This is a genomic window from Stutzerimonas stutzeri (assembly GCF_051028275.1).
In the GTDB taxonomy this organism is placed as follows: domain Bacteria; phylum Pseudomonadota; class Gammaproteobacteria; order Pseudomonadales; family Pseudomonadaceae; genus Stutzerimonas; species Stutzerimonas stutzeri_AS.
Genome location: NZ_CP069269.1, coordinates 1,450,006 through 1,468,362, shown reverse-complemented (window position 1 = coordinate 1,468,362; position 18,357 = coordinate 1,450,006). Strand labels below are relative to the sequence as shown.

The 18,357-nt window shown below is 62.5% G+C and carries 15 protein-coding genes; 7 read left to right on the top strand and 8 right to left on the bottom strand.

Going from position 1 to position 18,357, the window contains the following annotated elements; translation table 11 throughout:
* Nucleotides 1–116 precede the first annotated feature (116 nt).
* A complete protein-coding gene (locus tag JQR87_RS06725) occupies nt 117–656 on the bottom strand; it encodes a DUF3087 domain-containing protein (RefSeq protein WP_407291456.1) in 540 nt (179 codons plus the stop codon).
* A gap of 248 nt (nt 657–904) precedes the next feature.
* On the opposite strand from JQR87_RS06725, the gene JQR87_RS06720 reads away from it, so the two are divergent.
* The 5 genes from JQR87_RS06720 (at nt 905) to pdeM (ending at nt 8,585) form a co-directional block, all read left to right on the top strand.
* On the top strand, nt 905–1,456 hold the full coding sequence (locus tag JQR87_RS06720) for a hypothetical protein (protein ID WP_407291457.1): 552 nt from the start codon (nt 905–907) through the stop codon (nt 1,454–1,456).
* 217 nt (nt 1,457–1,673) lie between these two features.
* The gene (locus tag JQR87_RS06715; protein ID WP_407291458.1) at nt 1,674–2,687 is read left to right on the top strand and encodes a ligase-associated DNA damage response exonuclease; all 1,014 of its coding nucleotides are present in this window, start codon (nt 1,674–1,676) and stop codon (nt 2,685–2,687) included.
* A 328-nt stretch (nt 2,688–3,015) separates the two neighbouring features.
* Nucleotides 3,016–4,725: an ATP-dependent DNA ligase gene (locus tag JQR87_RS06710; protein ID WP_407291460.1), complete on the top strand. Its 1,710-nt coding sequence runs from the start codon at nt 3,016–3,018 to the stop codon at nt 4,723–4,725.
* 148 nt (nt 4,726–4,873) lie between these two features.
* On the top strand, nt 4,874–7,471 hold the full coding sequence (locus tag JQR87_RS06705) for a ligase-associated DNA damage response DEXH box helicase (RefSeq protein ID WP_407291462.1): 2,598 nt from the start codon (nt 4,874–4,876) through the stop codon (nt 7,469–7,471).
* A gap of 457 nt (nt 7,472–7,928) precedes the next feature.
* Entirely contained in the window at nt 7,929–8,585 is a 657-nt protein-coding gene (pdeM, locus tag JQR87_RS06700) for a ligase-associated DNA damage response endonuclease PdeM (RefSeq protein WP_407291464.1), read from the top strand.
* 7 nt (nt 8,586–8,592) lie between these two features.
* Here the strand turns inward: pdeM and JQR87_RS06695 are convergent, their stop codons facing one another.
* The gene (locus tag JQR87_RS06695; RefSeq protein ID WP_407291465.1) at nt 8,593–8,826 is read right to left on the bottom strand and encodes a hypothetical protein; all 234 of its coding nucleotides are present in this window, start codon (nt 8,824–8,826) and stop codon (nt 8,593–8,595) included.
* A gap of 185 nt (nt 8,827–9,011) precedes the next feature.
* Between JQR87_RS06695 and JQR87_RS06690 the strand changes: the two genes are divergently transcribed.
* Together JQR87_RS06690 and JQR87_RS06685 are read left to right on the top strand one after the other, a co-directional pair.
* Entirely contained in the window at nt 9,012–10,340 is a 1,329-nt protein-coding gene (locus JQR87_RS06690) for an erythromycin esterase family protein (RefSeq protein WP_407291467.1), read from the top strand.
* Between the two features lie 3 nt (nt 10,341–10,343).
* Nucleotides 10,344–11,012 (top strand): phosphoribosyltransferase, encoded by a 669-nt coding sequence (locus JQR87_RS06685; RefSeq protein ID WP_407291469.1) that lies wholly within the window; start codon nt 10,344–10,346, stop codon nt 11,010–11,012.
* Between the two features lie 5 nt (nt 11,013–11,017).
* Here JQR87_RS06685 and JQR87_RS06680 read toward each other — a convergent pair whose 3' ends face one another.
* From JQR87_RS06680 to cysM, 6 genes are all read right to left on the bottom strand, one after another.
* The gene (locus JQR87_RS06680) at nt 11,018–11,170 is read right to left on the bottom strand and encodes a hypothetical protein (protein ID WP_407291470.1); all 153 of its coding nucleotides are present in this window, start codon (nt 11,168–11,170) and stop codon (nt 11,018–11,020) included.
* A gap of 1,001 nt (nt 11,171–12,171) precedes the next feature.
* A complete protein-coding gene (locus JQR87_RS06675; protein ID WP_407291472.1) occupies nt 12,172–12,711 on the bottom strand; it encodes a DUF2058 domain-containing protein in 540 nt (179 codons plus the stop codon).
* A 108-nt stretch (nt 12,712–12,819) separates the two neighbouring features.
* Nucleotides 12,820–13,650, bottom strand: a complete 831-nt coding sequence (gene mazG, locus JQR87_RS06670) for a nucleoside triphosphate pyrophosphohydrolase (RefSeq protein WP_407291473.1) — start codon at nt 13,648–13,650, stop codon at nt 12,820–12,822.
* Nucleotides 13,651–13,703: 53 nt separating this feature from the next.
* Nucleotides 13,704–15,950, bottom strand: coding sequence for a GTP diphosphokinase (gene relA / locus JQR87_RS06665; protein ID WP_407291475.1), 2,247 nt, complete (start codon nt 15,948–15,950; stop codon nt 13,704–13,706).
* Between the two features lie 101 nt (nt 15,951–16,051).
* On the bottom strand, nt 16,052–17,407 hold the full coding sequence (rlmD, locus tag JQR87_RS06660) for a 23S rRNA (uracil(1939)-C(5))-methyltransferase RlmD (protein ID WP_407291477.1): 1,356 nt from the start codon (nt 17,405–17,407) through the stop codon (nt 16,052–16,054).
* A 33-nt stretch (nt 17,408–17,440) separates the two neighbouring features.
* On the bottom strand, nt 17,441–18,340 hold the full coding sequence (cysM, locus tag JQR87_RS06655; protein WP_407291478.1) for a cysteine synthase CysM: 900 nt from the start codon (nt 18,338–18,340) through the stop codon (nt 17,441–17,443).
* Nucleotides 18,341–18,357 lie beyond the last annotated feature (17 nt).

Below are 18,357 nucleotides of genomic sequence, written 5' to 3'. Positions count from 1 at the left end.
TAACCAGCGATATACAACGGTGGGGTGGCCATTGCGGCACCCGTCGAAGCGCATCGGGCATAAGCTCGTAAGGCGCGCCGGCATCGAGACCATCACCGGCTTTACTCTACAAAGGGCTACTTGCTGGCAGCGAAACGCTTCACGGAGCCTAGCCAGGCGTCATCCAGGCGGCTCTGATCGATGTCCATTCCCCGAGCTTCCATCCTGTCGCGATGCTGATTGATTTCGCCCGTCACTTCGCTGAGCGAGGCGCTGTTGCCATCAAGCAGATGCATCTGCGTCAGCCCCAGGTGGTAGAAGCGCAGCAGTCTCATCGCATCGGGATCGCCAGCCTCAACGCCGGCCGTAACGTGATGCATGACGTTGGTGACGCTCATCAGGCTGCGCTTGAGACGCCAGCCGTAAGCCGCGCATGACATCCATGGCTTCTCCAGATAGACATAGCGCACCAGCGCGGCAGTCAGCAGCAAGCCGGTCATAACCCCGATCGCGTTCCACTTCAGATTGTCTGCACCCGCCTCGCCGAACAGCGCAACGGCGAGTGTCGCCAGCCCCATCGCCAGCACTGCGAAGGTCACAACTACGACCAAGGTGCTTCGGCGCGTCTGCTGCCGGTAGGTTTCGGGGCTGAGCGGCTTGATTTCGAATACAACCATGTTCGTGATCCTTGGGCTGGACGGGTCAGAGTGTGCCGACGGGCGCCGCATTATCTCTCAGTCAACCATTGGGCAGCTGACGCCGGACAGGCGTTGCCGGGTGTACTGCAGCGCACGGCGCTATGAGCGAGCTCGGGGGTGCCAACAACGTCGCAGCACCGACAGCGCAATCGCCCCCTGGCTTTCAACCACCTGCAGCAGTCTCTATGATCAGTGCATCGTACCTTGGGCAGTCAAAAGGACCTTACATGAGCCGCTATGAAATCTCCTTTTCCGGCGAACTCGCTCCAGGCGCAAAGCTGGAACAGGTTGAGGCCAACCTGGCCCGATTGTTCCAGGCCGATGCCCAGCGCATCGCCGTGCTTTTTTCAGGTCGGCGCATCATCATCAAACAGGACCTCGACCATGCCAGCGTCGAGAAATATCGCCAGGCCATGGCACGCGCCGGCGCCATCGCCGAGGTCCGACCGATGCCCGTGGAGGTCGAAGAAATCGAACTGGCCCCACCGCCGCCTGAGGAGCCGATTCGCGAGCCGCAGTCTCCCACTTCAGCTTCCCCACTGCCGCTGAAGGTGACCCCACGGGACGAGTACATGGCTGCTTTCGTCGATGTCGAGGCACCGGACTTCGGCATCGCGCCGGTCGGCGCCGACCTTCAGGATGCGCGCGCACCCGTGCAGCCGCCTGCTGTCGATCTGTCACAGTTCAGCCTGGCCCCGGTGGGCAGCGACATGGCTGAACGGCGCCGCGCCAGCGATGCGCCCGTACCGGACACCTCTCACCTGAAACTCGTGGACTGACTTCGCATTCTTAAAGACCTGGGCTCAAGCGGAACCCCGCAAGGCCGCCCGCTTCAGCTGCCCATTTAGCGAATGTTGGTTGGTCTTCGGCAGCCTGGGGTGGGCGTTAGTCCACCAGCGCCTCACACCCAACCGCTGCGCCCTTATCCACCACAACCGAACTCGCAGCGCTGCGCCGTGCTCAAACCCTAGAAGCCCGCAAAGTGCCCGTTAATCCATGGATCTCGTCGTTGCCCGCCCTGAAGGTCTGTACTGCCCGCCCGGTGATTTCTACATCGATCCCTGGCGCCCGGTAGATCGTGCTGTCATCACCCACGCCCACGGCGACCACGCGCGCTGGGGCATGGGTCACTACCTGGCCTGTAGCGACAGCGAGGGCATCCTGCGCTCTAGGATCGCAGCTGACATGCCCCTGCAGACCCTGGCCTACGGCGAATCCGTCGAACATCATGGCGTGAGGCTCAGCTTCCATCCTGCCGGCCATGTCCTCGGCTCGGCTCAGGTACGGCTCGAATACAAGGGGGAAGTCTGGGTTGCGTCAGGCGACTACAAGGTGGAGCCGGACGGCACCTGCGCGCCCTTCGAGCCAGTGCGTTGCCATACGTTCATCACCGAATCGACCTTTGGCCTGCCGATCTACAAGTGGCCCTCTCAGACCGCCGTGTTTCGCGAGATCAACGACTGGTGGCGTGCCAACGCCGCGGCGGGGCGCGCCAGCGTGCTGTTCTGTTATGCCTTCGGCAAGGCGCAGCGCATCCTGCACGGCCTCGATGAAACCATTGGCACGGTCGTGGTCCATGGCGCAGTCGAGCCGCTCAACAAGGTCTACCGAGAGGGCGGCGTCTATCTGCCGCCCACTGTCTACGCGGGCGATCTGAAGAAAGGTGATCCGCGCCTGAAGCAGGCGATCATCCTTGCGCCGCCTTCGGCCGGTGGCAGTACCTGGATGCGTCGCTTCGGCGATTATGCCGACGCCTTCGCCAGCGGCTGGATGATGCTGCGCGGCACACGACGTAGGCGCGGAGTCGACCGCGGTTTCGTGCTCTCCGATCACGCCGACTGGCCGGGCCTGCTGTGGGCCATCGAGCAGACCGGTGCGGAACGGGTGATGGTGACCCACGGCTCGGTTCCCGTACTGGTGCGTTACCTGAGGGAAATGCGCGGCCTCGACGCCCAGGCCTTCGAAACCGAATATGGCGAGGAAGACGACGACGCCCAGGAGGCCGAATGACCCGCTGTCATGCCGTTGGCGTCCTACCGGGAAATATCGGCACAGAACAACGACGCCTCACTTGTAGGAGCGAGCTTGCTCGCGACCCAAAACCATCGCGTCGCCACGGATCGCCAGCAAGCTGGCTCCTACGCAAGCACGCACAAGCAGAAGCGCGACCCGATACCTGTAGGAGCGAGCTTGCTCGCGAACCAAAGCCATTGCGCCGTCGCAGACCGCGAGCAAGCTGGCTCCTGCCAAAGAGCATCAGCACTGAGCTTCATCACCACCGTTGTAGGAGCGAGCTTGCTCGCGAACAGCCTGCCGCAGCCGTAACAGTTAGGCCGAAATGAAAGCCTTCGCCACCCTTTACAGCCGCCTCGACGCGACCACGTCAAGCAACGCCAAGCTCGCCGCGATGCGCGACTACTTTCGCGAAGCCGAGCCTGCCGACGCCGCCTGGGCAGTCTACTTTCTTTCCGGCGGACGGCCGCGCCAGCTGGTGCCGACGCGGGTGCTACGCGAGACTGCGATGCAGGCATCGGGCCTGCCGGAATGGCTGTTCGAAGAGAGCTATCAGGCGGTCGGCGACATGGCCGAGACCATCTCGCTGCTGATGCCCGAGGCCGAGCACAGCTCTGACGACGGGCTCGCCGTGTGGATGCAGGACAAACTGTTGCCATTACGCGGCCTGCCGCCGGAAGAGTTGGTCGAGCGTCTGCCAACGCTGTGGGCACAGCTGGACCGGCTCAGCCTGATGGTTTGCATCAAGCTGATCACCGGCGCCTTTCGCGTCGGTGTCTCGAAGCTGTTGGTCACCCGCGCGCTGGCCTCACTGGTCGACCTGGACCCCAAACGCGTGGCGCAGCGGCTGGTGGGTTACACCGATCTGTCTCACCGCCCCAGCGCCGAGGGCTATCTGGCGCTGATCGCCGATGAATCTGAGCACGAGCATGCGCAGCGCGGCGGCCAGCCTTACCCCTTCTTCCTTGCCCATCCATTGCAGGCGCCGGTGGACGAGTTCGACACCCTTCTCGGCTCGCCGGAAAACTGGTTTATCGAATGGAAGTGGGACGGCATTCGCGCGCAACTGGTCAAGCGTGACGGGCAGATCTGGGTATGGTCCCGAGGCGAAGAACTGGTCAGCGAGCGCTTTCCGGAACTCTGCGAGCTGGCTGGCTGCCTGCCGGACGGCACCGTGATCGACGGCGAGATTCTGGTTTGGAAGCATGCACCCGGCGAGCCTGCGACCGAACTCTTCCAGCAGCCGGAAGGCGAGGATACCGACACGACCGAACGCCTTGGCGTACAGCCCTTCGCTCTGCTGCAACAACGGATCGGTCGCAAGAACCTGACCGCCAAGGTACTGCAGGACGCCCCGGTAGCGGTGCTTGCGTATGACTTGCTCGAGTGGGAGGGCAATGACTGGCGGCAACGCGAACATCACGAACGTCGACATCAGCTTGAAGCGGTCGTCCGTAACTGCCCCAACCCGCGGCTGATGCTGTCGCCATTGGTGACAGGTGATAGCTGGGAAGACCTTGAGCAACAACGTCAAGCCTCTCGGGCGCGCGGCGTCGAAGGCATGATGATCAAGGCGCGAGCCGCGCAGTACGGCGTCGGCCGGACCAAGGATGTTGGCGTCTGGTGGAAATGGAAGATCGATCCTTACTCGGTCGACGCTGTGCTGATCTACGCCCAGCGCGGCCATGGTCGGCGCGCCAGCCTCTACACCGATTACACCTTTGCCGTCTGGGACGGCGAGCCGGGCGACCCGGAGCGCAAGCTGGTGCCCTTCGCCAAGGCCTATTCCGGCCTGACCGACGAAGAAATGCGCAAGGTCGACGCCATCGTGCGCAAGACCACCGTTGAGAAGTTCGGGCCCGTACGCAGCGTCACTCCGACCCTGGTGTTTGAGCTCGGCTTCGAGGGTATCGCCGCCAGCAGCCGCCACAAGAGCGGCATCGCCGTTCGCTTTCCGCGCATGCTGCGCTGGCGGCACGACAAGCCGGTAGACGAGGCCGATACGCTGGAGACGTTGAAGGAATTGCTTGGATGATGCGGCCAGCTGAAAAAGCCGGGCGGTCCAATGAAGGAGTCAACTTGCTGGCGATTCGCGTTGCCGCGAAGCACCATGATCGCGAGCAAGCTCGCTCCTACGAAAAGCAAAGGCGTAGCCTCGGCTCGAATCGGGCATGGACCGACGAATGAGTACGCCGCCCGCCTCCCTTGCCGACCGCTGGTTCGCCGCCCGCGGTTGGCAGCCGTTCCCTTTTCAGCAGCAGGTCTGGCAAGCAGTCCATGATGGCGAATCCGGCCTGCTCCACGCCACCACAGGCTCGGGCAAGACCTACGCCGTCTGGATGGGCGCACTCAATCGCTTCGCTTCCGCTTCACCCAAGACGTCTGGGGCTGAGTCGTCAGACAAGGCCGCTGCCCTCACGGTCCTATGGATCACCCCCATGCGCGCGCTGGCAGCCGACACGGCCCGCGCCCTGCAGGCTCCGCTGGAGGATCTTGGCATTAATTGGAGCATCGGCCTGCGTACCGGTGACACCAGCGGTGCCGAACGTGCACGCCAGGGTCGGAGATTGCCCAGTGCGCTGGTCACCACACCGGAAAGCCTTACCCTGCTACTGACCCGTGCCGACGCCCGCCAGGCTTTCGCCGGTCTGCGCATGCTGGTGGTGGACGAGTGGCACGAACTGCTGGGTAACAAGCGCGGGGTTCAGCTGCAATTGGCGCTGGCCCGCTTACGCCAGTGGATGCCGGACCTGATCGTCTGGGGGCTTTCGGCCACGCTGGGCAATCAGCCGCACGCCTTGAAGGTACTGCTGCACCCCGGCACCGGCCGGCTGGTGCAAGGCAAGATCGACAAGGATTTGCGCGTCGACACGCTGCTACCACCGACAATCGAACGCTTCCCCTGGGCCGGGCATCTTGGGCTGCGCATGCTGCCCCAGGTGGTGGAGCAGATCGATTCGGCGGCCACCACACTTGTCTTCACCAATACCCGTTCGCAGTCCGAGATCTGGTATCAGGCCATTCTCGAAGCGCGCCCTGACTGGGCTGGACTGATTGCTCTGCACCATGGGTCGCTCGCGCGCGAGGTACGCGACTGGGTCGAACTGGGCCTCAAGCAAGGCGCGCTGAAGGCGGTGGTCTGTACCTCCAGCCTCGATCTCGGCGTCGACTTCCTGCCAGTCGAGCGGGTGCTGCAGATCGGCTCGCCGAAGGGCGTGGCGCGCTTGATGCAACGTGCCGGTCGCTCCGGGCACGCGCCAGGCCGTACGTCCCGGGTTACGCTGGTGCCGACGCACAGCGTTGAAGTGGTGGAAGCCGCCGCTGCTCAGGTTGCCATCGCCGAACGACGCATCGAAGCACGCACGGCACCGCATCGTCCCCTCGACGTGCTGGTGCAGCACCTGGTCAGCATGGCCCTGGGCGGTGGATTTCGACCTGATCACCTGTTTGAAGAAGTGCGCCAGGCCTGGTCGTACCGAGAACTCACCGAAGACCACTGGCAATGGGCACTCGCCTTCGTCCGTCATGGCGGACATTCGTTGACGGCCTACCCGGACTATCAGCGCGTCGAGCCGGACGAGACCGGTTTATGGAAAGTGCCGAGTCGCCGCGTGGCGCTGCGCCATCGCATGAGCATCGGCACCATCGTCAGCGATGCCAGCCTGACGGTGAAGTTTTGGGCCAAGGGCGGTAGCGGTCGCTCGCTGGGCACCATCGAAGAAGGCTTCATCGCCCGCCTGCGACCCGGGGACAACTTTCTGTTTGGGGGGCGCCTGCTCGAACTGGTGCGGGTCGAAAACATGACGGCTTACGTCAGCCGTGCAACAGGCAAGAAGGCAGCGGTGCCGCGCTGGAATGGCGGTCGCATGCCGCTGTCCAGCGAGCTGGCCGATGCCGTGGTCGAGCAACTCGGTGCCGCCTCGCGGGGCCGCTTCGAATCGGCCGAGATGCAACTGGTCGAACCCCTGCTGCGCGTGCAGATGGACTGGTCGGCGCTGCCCACCGAAACCACGCTGCTGGCCGAGGTGATGAAATCCCGTGAGGGCTGGCACCTGTTCCTCTATCCCTTTGCCGGCCGACACGTGCATCTGGGGCTAGCCAGCCTGCTGGCCTGGCGCATGGGCCAACAACAGCCGCTGACCTTTTCCATCGCCGTAAACGACTACGGTTTCGAGCTGCTGTCCGCCACCGAAGTAGACTGGCTGCAATGGCTGACACCGGCGCTGTTCAACCAGGACGACCTGTTGCATGACGTTCTCGCGAGCCTAAACGCGGGCGAGCTGGCCCGCCGGCGCTTTCGCGAGATTGCTCGCATCGCCGGGCTGGTCTTTTCCGGCTATCCCGGTGCGCAGAAGAGCGCGAGGCAGCTGCAAGCCTCCAGCGGCCTGTTTTTCGACGTGTTCCGCCAGTACGACCCGGCCAACCTGCTGCTGACTCAGGCCGAAGAAGAGGTGCTGCGCCAGGAACTGGAGGTCGAGCGGCTGGAGCAGACCCTGAACCGCTTGCAGCGGCGCGAGCTAGACGTGCACATCGTCAAGCGCACCACTCCCCTCGCCTTCCCGCTGATGGTCGAACGCTTCCGCGAAAGCATGACATCGGAAAAATTGGCTGACCGCATCCGCCGGATGGTTGCCGAGCTGGACAAGGCCGCCGGGCCCGGTGGCTATCAACCGGAAGCGAATGCCAGCATTGCGGTCGAGCGCGAGACCAGCCCAAAGCGCAAACTGCGCGCAACCAAGGACGGCACGCCGCGGGTGAAGAAAGCAAAACGCGGCAACTGAAGGCTATGCGCAGCCCATGCGCTATGCGTGCGATCTCAAATACACCGCAAAAACGAGCTGCTTGCGACGTCTCAGCAGATTCTTTCGATCCAAACCCACTTCCCAGTGAATCCCGTCGTGCAGCGCATCTACCCCACACGGTCCGCAACACATCGAAGCGACACCGCGATACCACCGGTCCTAGGAGCGAACTTGCTCGCAATCGCGTCAAACTGTTCGCGTCCCCAACCGCTGTGCGGTGCGCCCCATGAAGCAGCCTCGAGCCTTGCGTCTCGTGCCAGACATGGAAACGATACGGCACTATCCTGGCCCCGTAGGAGCCAGCTTGCTGGCGATCGCTTCTTCCCGATTGCTCGACGATGTCTCTGTGGCGCCCACCATCACGCTTCCCAGTAGATACCTGTCCCCTCCCCGCCATGCATGGGAACGAGCCAGCGCTCGCGATAAACTCCGCCGCATGAATCCTCATCTTCCCATCCAACTCGAACACACCGAGCTCTGGTTGCTCGCCGACAAGGCCGTTTACTGGCCGGAACAGCGAACGTTGCTGATTGCCGATATCCACTTCGGCAAGGCAGCCGCTTACCGCCGTCTCGGTCAGCCGGTGCCCCACGGCACCACCCAAGCCAATCTGCAACGACTGGACGCTCTGCTCGCTCGTTATCATTGCGAACAGTTGATCTTTTTAGGCGATTTCCTTCACGCGCCGGAATCGCAAACGCCCGCGACGCTAGGCCAGCTACAGGCTTGGCGCGCAACCCATCCCGACCTGACGATCACCCTGATTCGTGGAAACCACGACCGGCGAGCCGGCGACCCACCCGCTAGCCTCGACATGACCGTCGTCCCCGAACCGCTGCTGCTTGGCCCGTTCGCCCTGCAACACGAACCGGACCCGCACCCGACCCATCACGTACTCGCCGGCCATCTTCACCCAGCGTTCCGTCTGCATGGTCGCGGTCGCCAGTCGTTGCGACTGCCGTGCTTTTGCATTGGTTCGCGGGTCAGCCTGCTGCCAGCGTTCGGCAGCTTCACGGGCATGATGGAGGTTGACGCCGACCCGGGCCGGCGTCTGTTCGTGGTTGGGGATGAGTGCGTGTGGCCGGTGACTTGAGTACGGTTCAGGCTTGGGAGATGCCGGTTACAGTGATACCGAAGCGTTCATTGAGACGTGTGGCGGGCGTCTCCTCCAGATCCGGATCGTGCTCGTAAGCATTGTCCTCATCGGCATAGTCCTGTTCGGCCTTTCGGGTGACCAGCTCAACTGCCTCATCTATGTCCGGTTGACGATCGGATTCGGTCCGGAGGATGGAGGTGTTGCCATCTTTGCTGTAAGCGATGATCCAAGTCGTCATATATACCCCCTGCTGTCTTAGCGCCTTCGGCGGAGACTCGCTAGCCGAGATTGGCGTCGCTCTGATTAGAGACTAGCCCCTCCTATTCAGTTCTGCCGCTTGCGCTTGATCCGACGACCCGCCAAACGGTCTGAACAGCGCTACCGCACATCGGTCATCCTAGAAAGCAGACAGAGGACGAGGCCATGATTCAGTCGCTACGCATGAACGAAACGACCGAAGAGCAGCTGATCAGCCAGCTGCGCAACCATGCCACGGTGCTGCCCTCGATTGAAGACCCAGGCTTTGCCGACGCGTTTGAGCAGTTTGCCGACGCGCGGGTCGTGCTGATTGGCGAAGCCAGCCACGGAACATCGGAGTTCTACCGCGCCCGGGCCGCAATCACTCGGAGATTGATCGAGCGTCACGGCTTCAACATCGTTGCCGCGGAAGCGGACTGGCCAGATGCGGCAAAGATCGACCGCTACGCTCGGCAGGAGCAGTCACCCGTCTGGGTCGAGGAAGGCTTCAAGCGCTTTCCGACCTGGATGTGGCGCAACCAAGAGGTGGCCGACTTCGCACGCTGGCTGCGCAGCCACAACGACGCGCTGCCTGCCGAGCAGCGCGTCGAGTTTCGCGGGCTCGATGTCTACAGCCTTGGCTCCTCGATTCAGGAAGTGCTGCGCTATCTCGACCAGGTCGACCCGCAGGCTGCAGGCGCGGCCCGTCAGCGCTATGGCTGCCTGAGCCCCTGGCATGACGAGCCAGCCGTCTACGGCCACAACGTGATGCGCGGCCAGCCGTCTTGTGAAGACGCGGTGGTCGAACAGCTGCGCGCTCTGCTCGATAAACGGCTGGAATACCTCGACAAAGATGGCAGCAATTTTTTCAGCGCCGAGCAGAACGCCCGTGTTGTGCTTGCTGCTGAGCAGTACTACCGAGCCATGTACCAGGGCTCCACCGAGTCGTGGAATTTGCGTGATCGCCATATGTTCGACACCTTGCGCGCCCTGCTCCAGCATCGCGGAGAAGACGCCAAAGCCATCGTCTGGGCACACAACTCCCATATTGGCAATGCGGCATCGACGTCGATGGGCTGGGGCGGCGAATTCAACATTGGAGAGCTGTGCCGAACGGCATTTGGTCGTGATGCGGTGCTGCTCGGCATGGCCACTGATCGAGGCGAAGTCGCCGCTGCCGATGACTGGGACGAGCCCATGCAGATCAAGCAGGTCCGCCCCTCTCGCCCGGATAGTTGGGAGCAGTTGTTCCTGCGCGCCGGACTGCCGGCTTCGCTGACCACGTGGCGCGATGACCCACTGCTTCGGGAAGCCCTGGCCCGCCCGCGCCTGGAGCGCGCCATCGGCGTCATCTACCGTCCGGCTACCGAACGTCAAAGTCACTACTTCCAGGCCATACTTTCAGAACAGTTCGATGCCCTGCTTTGGCTCGAACAGACCACGGCCGTCACGCCGATCGGTCCGCAGCAGATAGATGAAGAAAGCGTTCCGGATACCTACCCGTTCGGAGAGTGAACCATGCGCGCCTTCACGCCAGAGTTTCGCGACCGCACCCATGCCGGCCAGGCTTTGGCCGAGGCCCTACAGCACCTGACAGAAGCTCAGCCGCTGGTGCTTGCGCTGCCGCGTGGCGGGGTCCCGGTTGCCTTCCATGTGGCGCAACGCCTCGGCGCGCCACTGGATCTGGTGCTGGTACGAAAGATCGGAGCGCCCGGCAACGAAGAACTGGCGCTGGGCGCGGTCATTGATGGCGCCGAGCCTAAATGGGTGATCAATCAGGAATTATTCAACCAGATTGCACCGCCACCAAACTGGTTCGAGGAAGAGATGCGGCGTCAGCTCACCGAACTGGAACGCCGTAGACGTCGCTATTGTGGCTCGCGACCAGCTCCGGTGGTTTCAGATCGCTGCGTCATCGTGATCGATGACGGCATCGCCACGGGTGCCACGGTTCGGGCGGCACTGAAGGGACTCAAGCAGTCGAAACCGAGCCGCGTGGTGCTGGCTGTGCCTGTTGGCCCGCGTGATGTAATCGATATGCTGGAAACCGAAGTGGACGAGATGGTTTGCCTGGCGATGCCGGAGCCGTTCATTGGCGTGGGTTGCCATTATGGCAATTTCGAACAGACCCCAGACGAGCAGGTGGTCGACCTGCTCGCTCGGGCGTCTCAGGTTGCGCCCTCCTAACCCGATCAGGCAACAGGCGCTGGCGGTGGTTGGTCGGGAATCGTCGGCTCGCCTGGCTCGCTGGGCAGGTCCGGCACGCCTGGTTCTTCGGGATCGCCCGGTACGCCATTGGCCTGCAAGCTGAACGTGTCGGGTTCCAAGTAAGGATTGGTGTCCATGTCGCTGTCCTCCTGCGGGGTCAACAAAGCCCGGATGGGCTATAGCAGTAGAGGGCTGGCAGACGGCAGAAATCCATCCTTCCGTCGGCCGCTGCAACCAGAACGACCAGAACGGCACGACACATACCTCGCGATATCTGTAGGAGCCAGCTTGCTGGCGATCCTATGTCCCGCCGTGACTCCTGATCGCGAGCAAGCTCGCTCCTACAAAGGCAGCCGCGTGGGGACTGGTGGCTCGCAGCATGCGCACGCGTTAACGACCAGAACGGCACGGCGCACACCTCGCGATATCCATAGGAGCCAGCTTGCTGGCGATCCTATGTCTCGCCGTGATTCCTGATCGCGGGCAAGCTCGCTCCTACAAAGGCAGCCCCGTAGGGGCTGGTGGCTCGCAGCATAGACACGCGTTAGCGACCGGAACGGCACGACGCACACCTCGCGATATCTGTAGGAGCCAGCTTGCTGGCGATCCGCGGCAGCGCGGTAACTTCTGATCGCGAGCAAGCTCGCTCCTACCAAAGCAGCCGCGTGGGGACTAGTGGCTCGCAGCATGCGCACGTGTTAACGACCGGAACGGCACGACGCACACCTCGCGATATCTGTAGGAGCCAGCTTGCTGGCGATCCGCGGCAGCGCGGTGACTTCTGATCGCGAGCAAGCTCGCTCCTACCAAAGCAGCCGCGTGGGGACTAGTGGCTCGCAGCATGCGCACGCGTTGACGACCGGAACGGCACGGCGCATACCTCGCGATATCTGTAGGAGCCAGCTTGCTGGCGATCCGCGGCAGCGCGGTGACTTCTGATCGCGAGCAAGCTCGCTCCTACCAAAGCAGCCGCGTGGGGACTAGTGGCTCGCAGCATGCGCACGCGTTGACGACCGGAACGGTACGGCAACACCTTACGATCTGTAGGAGCGAGCTTGCTCGCGAACCGAAACGCGCAGATTGTCCGCTTCTACCCACGCGCCTCGCCGCCGCTATCGAACCGAAGATCAGCGACCCCTTACCACATCAGATCATCTGGAATCTGATAGGCGGCGTACGGATCGTCCGCGTCAGGCGCTTCGGTCTGGACATTGAGCTGAACGATACGGCGCGGGTCACGCTCCTGGATCTTCAAGGCCGCCTCGCGCGGGATCACCTCGTAACCGCCACCATGACGAACGATCGCCAGCGAGCCACTGGACAGCTTGTCGCGCATCAGTTTGTTAACCGACAGGCGTTTCACCTTCTTGTCGTCAACGAAGTTGTAATAGTCCTCGGTGGTCAACTTAGGCAGGCGGCTGCCTTCGATCAGTTGTTTGATCTGCGCGGTACGGGCTTTCTGCTCGGCCTTTTCCTGCTGCTGACGGTTCAACTCCTGATCACGGGCCTGTTTCTCGGCTTGGGCCTTGAGTGCCGCTTCGCGCTGAGAGTTGTCCTGTTCGGCCTGGCCTTTTTTGACCAGACGCTGCTGTTTCTGCTGTTGCTTGCCGGCCTGCTTGGCCTGTTTCTCATTGACCAGCCCGGCTTTGAGCAGCTGATCGCGAAGGGAAAGACTCATGTGTCGGCTCGTCTCGTCGTGAATTCAAATTAGACGTAAGGGTGGACCGTGCACGATCATCCGAGCGGGTTCGTGGCACGGACAACTTCCACGGTTACGCTTCGGCTATCAACCGCAAGTTGCTGCCTTTTCAGCTTTCTTGGCCTCGCCCCAAAGCGCGTCGAGCGCCTCCAGGTCGCAATTCTCGATGGGCTGGCCGCTCTCCCGCAAGGCTTGTTCGATAAAGCGGAAGCGCCGCTCAAACTTGCGATTGGCTGCGCGCAAGGCATTTTCGGGGTCGACCTTGAGATGACGCGCCAGATTGACGGTTACGAACAGCAAATCGCCAATCTCCTCGGCGATCGCATCGGGGTCGTTTTCGCTCATGGCTTCGAGCACTTCGCCGAGTTCCTCGCGCACCTTATCCACCACCGGCAACGCGTCGGGCCAGTCAAAGCCGACCTGGGCGGTGCGTTTCTGCAACTTGGCCGCACGGATGAGCGCCGGCAATGCGCTGGGCACGTCATCGAGCATTGACAGCTGTTCGGGCGCGGAGGCTTTCTCGGCGCGCTCCTCGGCCTTGATCTCCTCCCAGCGCTGCTTGATTTGCGCCTCGTTGAGGCCTGGCAGTTCGGGCGAGCCGTAAAGGTCGCCGTCGGGGAATACATGCGGATGACGGCGCAGCAACTTTCGCGTGATGCCATCAACCACCGCATCGAACTCGAAGCGACCTTCTTCCTTCGCCAACTGGCTGTAATAGACGACCTGGAACAGCAGATCGCCCAACTCGCCCGGCAGGTGATCGAAATCCCCGCGTTCGATGGCATCCGCCACTTCGTAGGCCTCTTCCAGCGTGTGCGGCACGATGCTGGCGTAATCCTGCTGCAGGTCCCATGGGCAGCCATGTTTGGGATCTCGCAGGCGCGCCATCAGGTGCAGCAGGTCATTGAGTTGATACATGGGGACTCCTCAAGGGCAACGCTGCACGGCATCGCGCAGCGGCCCGAAACGGGTCACGAAGCCCGCAGGCGACGAGCTTCGATGATATTGGGCAGCTGCGAGATCCGGCTGAGCAACCGACCCAACGCATCGAGCCCTGGGATTTCGATGGTCAGCGTCATCTGCGCCGTGCTGTCTTCCTTGTTCGAGCGGGTATTGACGGCCAGCACGTTGATCCGCTCGTTGAGCAGAATCTGCGAAACATCGCGGAGCAGACCGGAGCGGTCGTAGGCCCGGATGCTGATGTCCGCCGGATAGGTCTTCTCCGGGATAGGCCCCCAACTGACCTGGATGATCCGCTCCGGTTCACGCCCGGACAACTGCAGCACCGACGCGCAATCCTGGCGGTGAATGCTGACGCCGCGTCCGAGGGTGATGTAACCAACAATCGGGTCGCCCGGCAGCGGCTGACAACAGCCGGCCATTTGCGTGAGCAGGTTGCCGACGCCCTGAATCTGCACGTCGCCGCGTTTGCCTGGCTTGGTACTGGTGGGGCGCTTCGGGATCAGCTCGAGCTGATCATCACTAGGGCCGTCCGGCTCCACCAGCTGCTGGGCATGGTTGACCAGCTGAGCCAGACGCAAATCGCCTGCGCCCAGCGCGGCAAACATGTCCTCGGCGGTCTTCAGATTTGCTTTTTCGGCCAGCTTGTCGAAATCCACCGGCGGTAGATCGAGGCGGCCCAGTTCGCGCTCCAGCAGCGCCTTGCCGGCCGCCACGTTCTGGTCGCGGGCCTGTAGCTTGAACCAGTGGACGATCTTCGCCCGGGAGCGCGAAGTGGTGATGTAACCCAGGTTGGGGTTCAGCCAGTCGCGGCTCGGCGAGCCCTGCTTGCTGGTGATGATCTCGACCTGTTCGCCGGTCTGCAGGCTGTAGTTGAGCGGCACGATGCGCCCGTTGATCTTCGCGCCGCGGCAGTTGTGGCCGATCTCCGTGTGTACGCGGTAGGCAAAATCCAGCGGCGTGGCCCCCTTGGGCAGATCGATGGCATGACCGTCCGGGGTGAATACGTAGACCCGGTCAGGCTCGATATCCACGCGCAGTTGATCCGCCAAGCCGCCGATATCGCCCAGCTCTTCGTGCCATTCCAGCACCTGACGCAGCCAGGAGATTTTTTCTTCATAGTGGTTCGAGGTGCTCTTGACGTCCGTGCCCTTGTAACGCCAGTGCGCGCAGACACCCAGCTCGGCCTCTTCGTGCATGGCCTGGGTGCGAATCTGCACCTCCAACACTTTGCCCTCCGGCCCGAGCACGGCGGTGTGCAGCGAGCGGTAGCCGTTTTCCTTGGGGTTGGCGATGTAGTCGTCGAACTCCTTGGGAATGTGGCGCCACAGGGTGTGCACGATACCTAGCGCGGTGTAGCAATCCCGCACTTCAGGCACCAGCACACGAACGGCACGAACATCATAGATCTGGCTGAACTGCAGCCCTTTCTTCTGCATTTTCCGCCAGATGGAATAGATGTGCTTGGCACGTCCATCGATCTCGGGATGTATCCCGGTGGCAGTCAGCTCGTCCTTCAACTGTTGAACGACGCTATCAATGTACTGCTCGCGATCCAGCCGGCGTTCGTGCAGCAGCTGGGCGATCTGCTTGTACTGCTCGGGTTCGAGGTAGCGGAAGGACAGATCTTCCAGCTCCCATTTGATATGACCAATACCCAGTCGATGGGCCAGTGGCGCATAGATATCGAACACTTCCCGCGCGACGCGATGGCGCTTGTCGTCATCGGCATGTTTGACGGCGCGGATGGCGCAGGTTCGCTCGGCCAGCTTGATCAGCGCGACGCGCACGTCATCGACCATCGCCACCAGCATCTTGCGCAGGTTTTCCACCTGGGTCTGGGTGCCCAGCACCAACGATTCGCGCGGGTTGAGGCTGTCGCTGATGGCGGCCATGCGTAGCACGCCTTCGATCAGCTTGGCGACCACCGGTCCGAAGTGCTGATGCACCTCAGCCAGCTGGATCTTGCCTTCACGCACGCCACGGTAGATCACGGCTGCGACCAGGCTGTCCTGGTCAAGCTTGAGGTCGGCGAGGATTTCGGCAATTTCCAGCCCGGTCTGGTAGCTGGAGGTGCCTTCGCTCCACAGATTCTGTGCCGCGTTCGCCTGCTGCTCTGCCGCCCGAGCGAACTCGCAGGCCTGTTTGAGTGCGTCGCGGTCGAGTGCCGGGTCCATCCCCAGCACATGATCGAGCCAGCCATCGAGGTTGATGCTGCCGTCCGTATTGATCGGCTGAAGCGCTCTGACCTGGACCATCTAATACCTTCCCTCTACGCATTATCTGCGTCGAATACGCCGACTTTCTAAGAGTCGGTCGGTTAAACCACAGGCCGATCGCCTGTCGATATAAAGCCAAACTATGCAGACCGCTCGAAGAGCGCCATCGCCTCTACGTGTGCCGTTTGCGGGAACATGTCCAGCACGCCGGCCTGTATCAACTGGTAACCCTGGCCGATCAGCTCGGCAGCATCCCGCGCCAGCGTTGCGGGATTGCATGAAACATAGACCACACGCCTCGCGCCTAACGTCGTCATCTGCCGAACGATTTCCAACGCGCCATCGCGCGGCGGATCGAGCAGCACTGCCGAAAAGCCGCCCTCTGCCCACTCGGCCTCGGCAAGCGGCTTCGACAGGTCTGCCTGATAAAAGTGCGCAGCATCCAGACCGTTATGCTCTGCATTGGTGCGGGCACGCTCGACCATCTCGCCAACGCCCTCCACCGCCACTACCTGTGCACCCTTTCGTGCCAGCGGCAAGGTAAAGTTGCCCAATCCGCAGAACAGATCGAGGACTCGCTCGCCCGGTTCCGGTGCCAGCCAATCCAGCGCCTGCGCCACCATCGCCTCGTTTACCGGCGCATTGACCTGGATGAAGTCTCCCGGCCGCCAAGCCAACTCCAGATCCCACTCCGGCAAGCGATAGCCCAACAGGTACGTCGATTGCACTGGCTGCGGCGCGCCCTCGCCCTGCAGCCAGAGCTGCACGTTTTGTGCCCTTGCGAATTCGGTCAGGCGCTGCAGATCGCCCGCGGCCAGCGCAGCGGTGTGGCGCACCAGCACCGCTTCGCTAGTCCCGCTGAACAACTCCAGGTGGCCGATTGCCTGCGGCTTGTCCAATTCATGCAGCACGGCCAATAGCCCCGGCAACAGCGTCTGCAAAGGTTGTACCAGTACAGGGCATTCGCGGATCACAACGATGTCCTGGCTGGCACTGGCGCGGAAGCCGACATCCAGGCGCTTCGCTTTGTGATCCCAACGCACCGCCAGCCGTGCGCGACGGCGGTAGCCGAACTCGGGCCCGCTGAGCGACGTGGCCCATTGCTGCGGCTCGACCGCCGCCACACGGGACAGCTGCTCGGCAAGGCTGCGTTGTTTCAATTCAAGCTGATCGTCAGCGCTCAGATGCTGCAGGTTGCAGCCTCCGCAAACCCGCGCATGGGGGCACGGCTCGGCGCGACGGCGAGCGCTGGGTGCCAATACTCGCTCGGTACGGGCTTCGATGATCTGACTGCGGGCGTTGAGCACGCGCGCCTCGACGTCTTCGCCAGGCAAGGCCCCTTCGGCGAACCAGGTGCGGTTGTCGAGAAAGGCGATGCCTCGCCCGTCGTTGGCGAGCCGCTGAATGCTCAGCCGCTGCTTCTTGCCGGTGGGAATCTGCGGCTTCTTCTCGCCACCACTGGGCTGGAAACGCAAACCACCACTGCGCTTGGCCATTAGCGGGTTCCACCGTGCAAGTTCATGTCGCGATCAAGCCTGGTCATAAACGCCCGTCGACAGGTAGCGGTCGCCACGGTCGCAGATGATCGCCACGATCACCGCGTTTTCAACTTCCTCCGACAGACGCAGCGCGGCAGCCACTGCGCCGCCCGAGGAGACGCCACAAAAGATACCTTCTTCACGCGCCAGCCGCCGCATGACGTGCTCAGCCTCTTCCTGCGCCATGTCGACGATGCGGTCGACGCGCTCGGCCTGGTAGATCTTTGGCAGGTATTGCTGCGGCCAGCGCCGGATACCTGGAATCGCTGCGCCCTCCATGGGCTGCAGGCCGATGATCTGGATCGCCGGGTTCTGCTGTTTGAGGTAGCGCGACACGCCCATGATGGTGCCGGTGGTACCCATTGAACTGACGAAGTGGGTGATGCTGCCCTGAGTCTGCTGCCACAGTTCGGGCCCGGTGCTGGTGTAGTGGGCTTCGGGATTGTCCCCATTGGCGAACTGATCGAGCACCTTGCCGCGCCCTTCAGCAGCCATTTTTACTGCCAGGTCGCGAGCGCCTTCCATGCCCTCTTCCTTGCTTACCAGAATCAGCTCCGCGCCGTAGGCGGTCATCGCGGCCTTACGCTCGGCGCTGGAATTGTCCGGCATGATCAGGATGAACTTATAGCCCTTGATCGCAGCGGCCATCGCCAGGGCGATGCCGGTATTGCCGGAGGTGGCTTCGATCAAGGTATCGCCGGGCTTGATGTCGCCGCGTGCTTCGGCCCGGGCAATCATCGACAGCGCGGGACGGTCCTTGACCGAACCGGCAGGGTTGTTGCCTTCGAGTTTCAGCAAGATCGTGTTACTGGTTTGACCGGCCAGACGCTGCAGGCGAACCAGAGGGGTGTTGCCGACACAATCGGCGATGGTCGGGTACTGAATTGTCATGGCTTCGATGGACCGCA

Excerpts from the sequence above, each read along its gene's own strand:
- JQR87_RS06675 (WP_407291472.1), bottom strand. The coding sequence starts at position 12,711 with ATGAGTCTTTCCCTTCGCGATCAGCTGCTCAAAGCCGGGCTGGTCAAT.
- cysM (WP_407291478.1), bottom strand. The coding sequence starts at position 18,340 with ATGACAATTCAGTACCCGACCATCGCCGATTGTGTCGGCAACACCCCT.
- JQR87_RS06715 (WP_407291458.1), top strand. The coding sequence starts at position 1,674 with ATGGATCTCGTCGTTGCCCGCCCTGAAGGTCTGTACTGCCCGCCCGGT.
- JQR87_RS06690 (WP_407291467.1), top strand. The coding sequence starts at position 9,012 with ATGATTCAGTCGCTACGCATGAACGAAACGACCGAAGAGCAGCTGATC.
- JQR87_RS06725 (WP_407291456.1), bottom strand. The coding sequence starts at position 656 with ATGGTTGTATTCGAAATCAAGCCGCTCAGCCCCGAAACCTACCGGCAG.
- JQR87_RS06680 (WP_407291470.1), bottom strand. The coding sequence starts at position 11,170 with ATGGACACCAATCCTTACTTGGAACCCGACACGTTCAGCTTGCAGGCC.
- relA (WP_407291475.1), bottom strand. The coding sequence starts at position 15,950 with ATGGTCCAGGTCAGAGCGCTTCAGCCGATCAATACGGACGGCAGCATC.
- JQR87_RS06685 (WP_407291469.1), top strand. The coding sequence starts at position 10,344 with ATGCGCGCCTTCACGCCAGAGTTTCGCGACCGCACCCATGCCGGCCAG.
- JQR87_RS06720 (WP_407291457.1), top strand. The coding sequence starts at position 905 with ATGAGCCGCTATGAAATCTCCTTTTCCGGCGAACTCGCTCCAGGCGCA.
- JQR87_RS06695 (WP_407291465.1), bottom strand. The coding sequence starts at position 8,826 with ATGACGACTTGGATCATCGCTTACAGCAAAGATGGCAACACCTCCATC.
- rlmD (WP_407291477.1), bottom strand. The coding sequence starts at position 17,407 with ATGGCCAAGCGCAGTGGTGGTTTGCGTTTCCAGCCCAGTGGTGGCGAG.
- JQR87_RS06710 (WP_407291460.1), top strand. The coding sequence starts at position 3,016 with ATGAAAGCCTTCGCCACCCTTTACAGCCGCCTCGACGCGACCACGTCA.
- mazG (WP_407291473.1), bottom strand. The coding sequence starts at position 13,650 with ATGTATCAACTCAATGACCTGCTGCACCTGATGGCGCGCCTGCGAGAT.
- pdeM (WP_407291464.1), top strand. The coding sequence starts at position 7,929 with ATGAATCCTCATCTTCCCATCCAACTCGAACACACCGAGCTCTGGTTG.
- JQR87_RS06705 (WP_407291462.1), top strand. The coding sequence starts at position 4,874 with ATGAGTACGCCGCCCGCCTCCCTTGCCGACCGCTGGTTCGCCGCCCGC.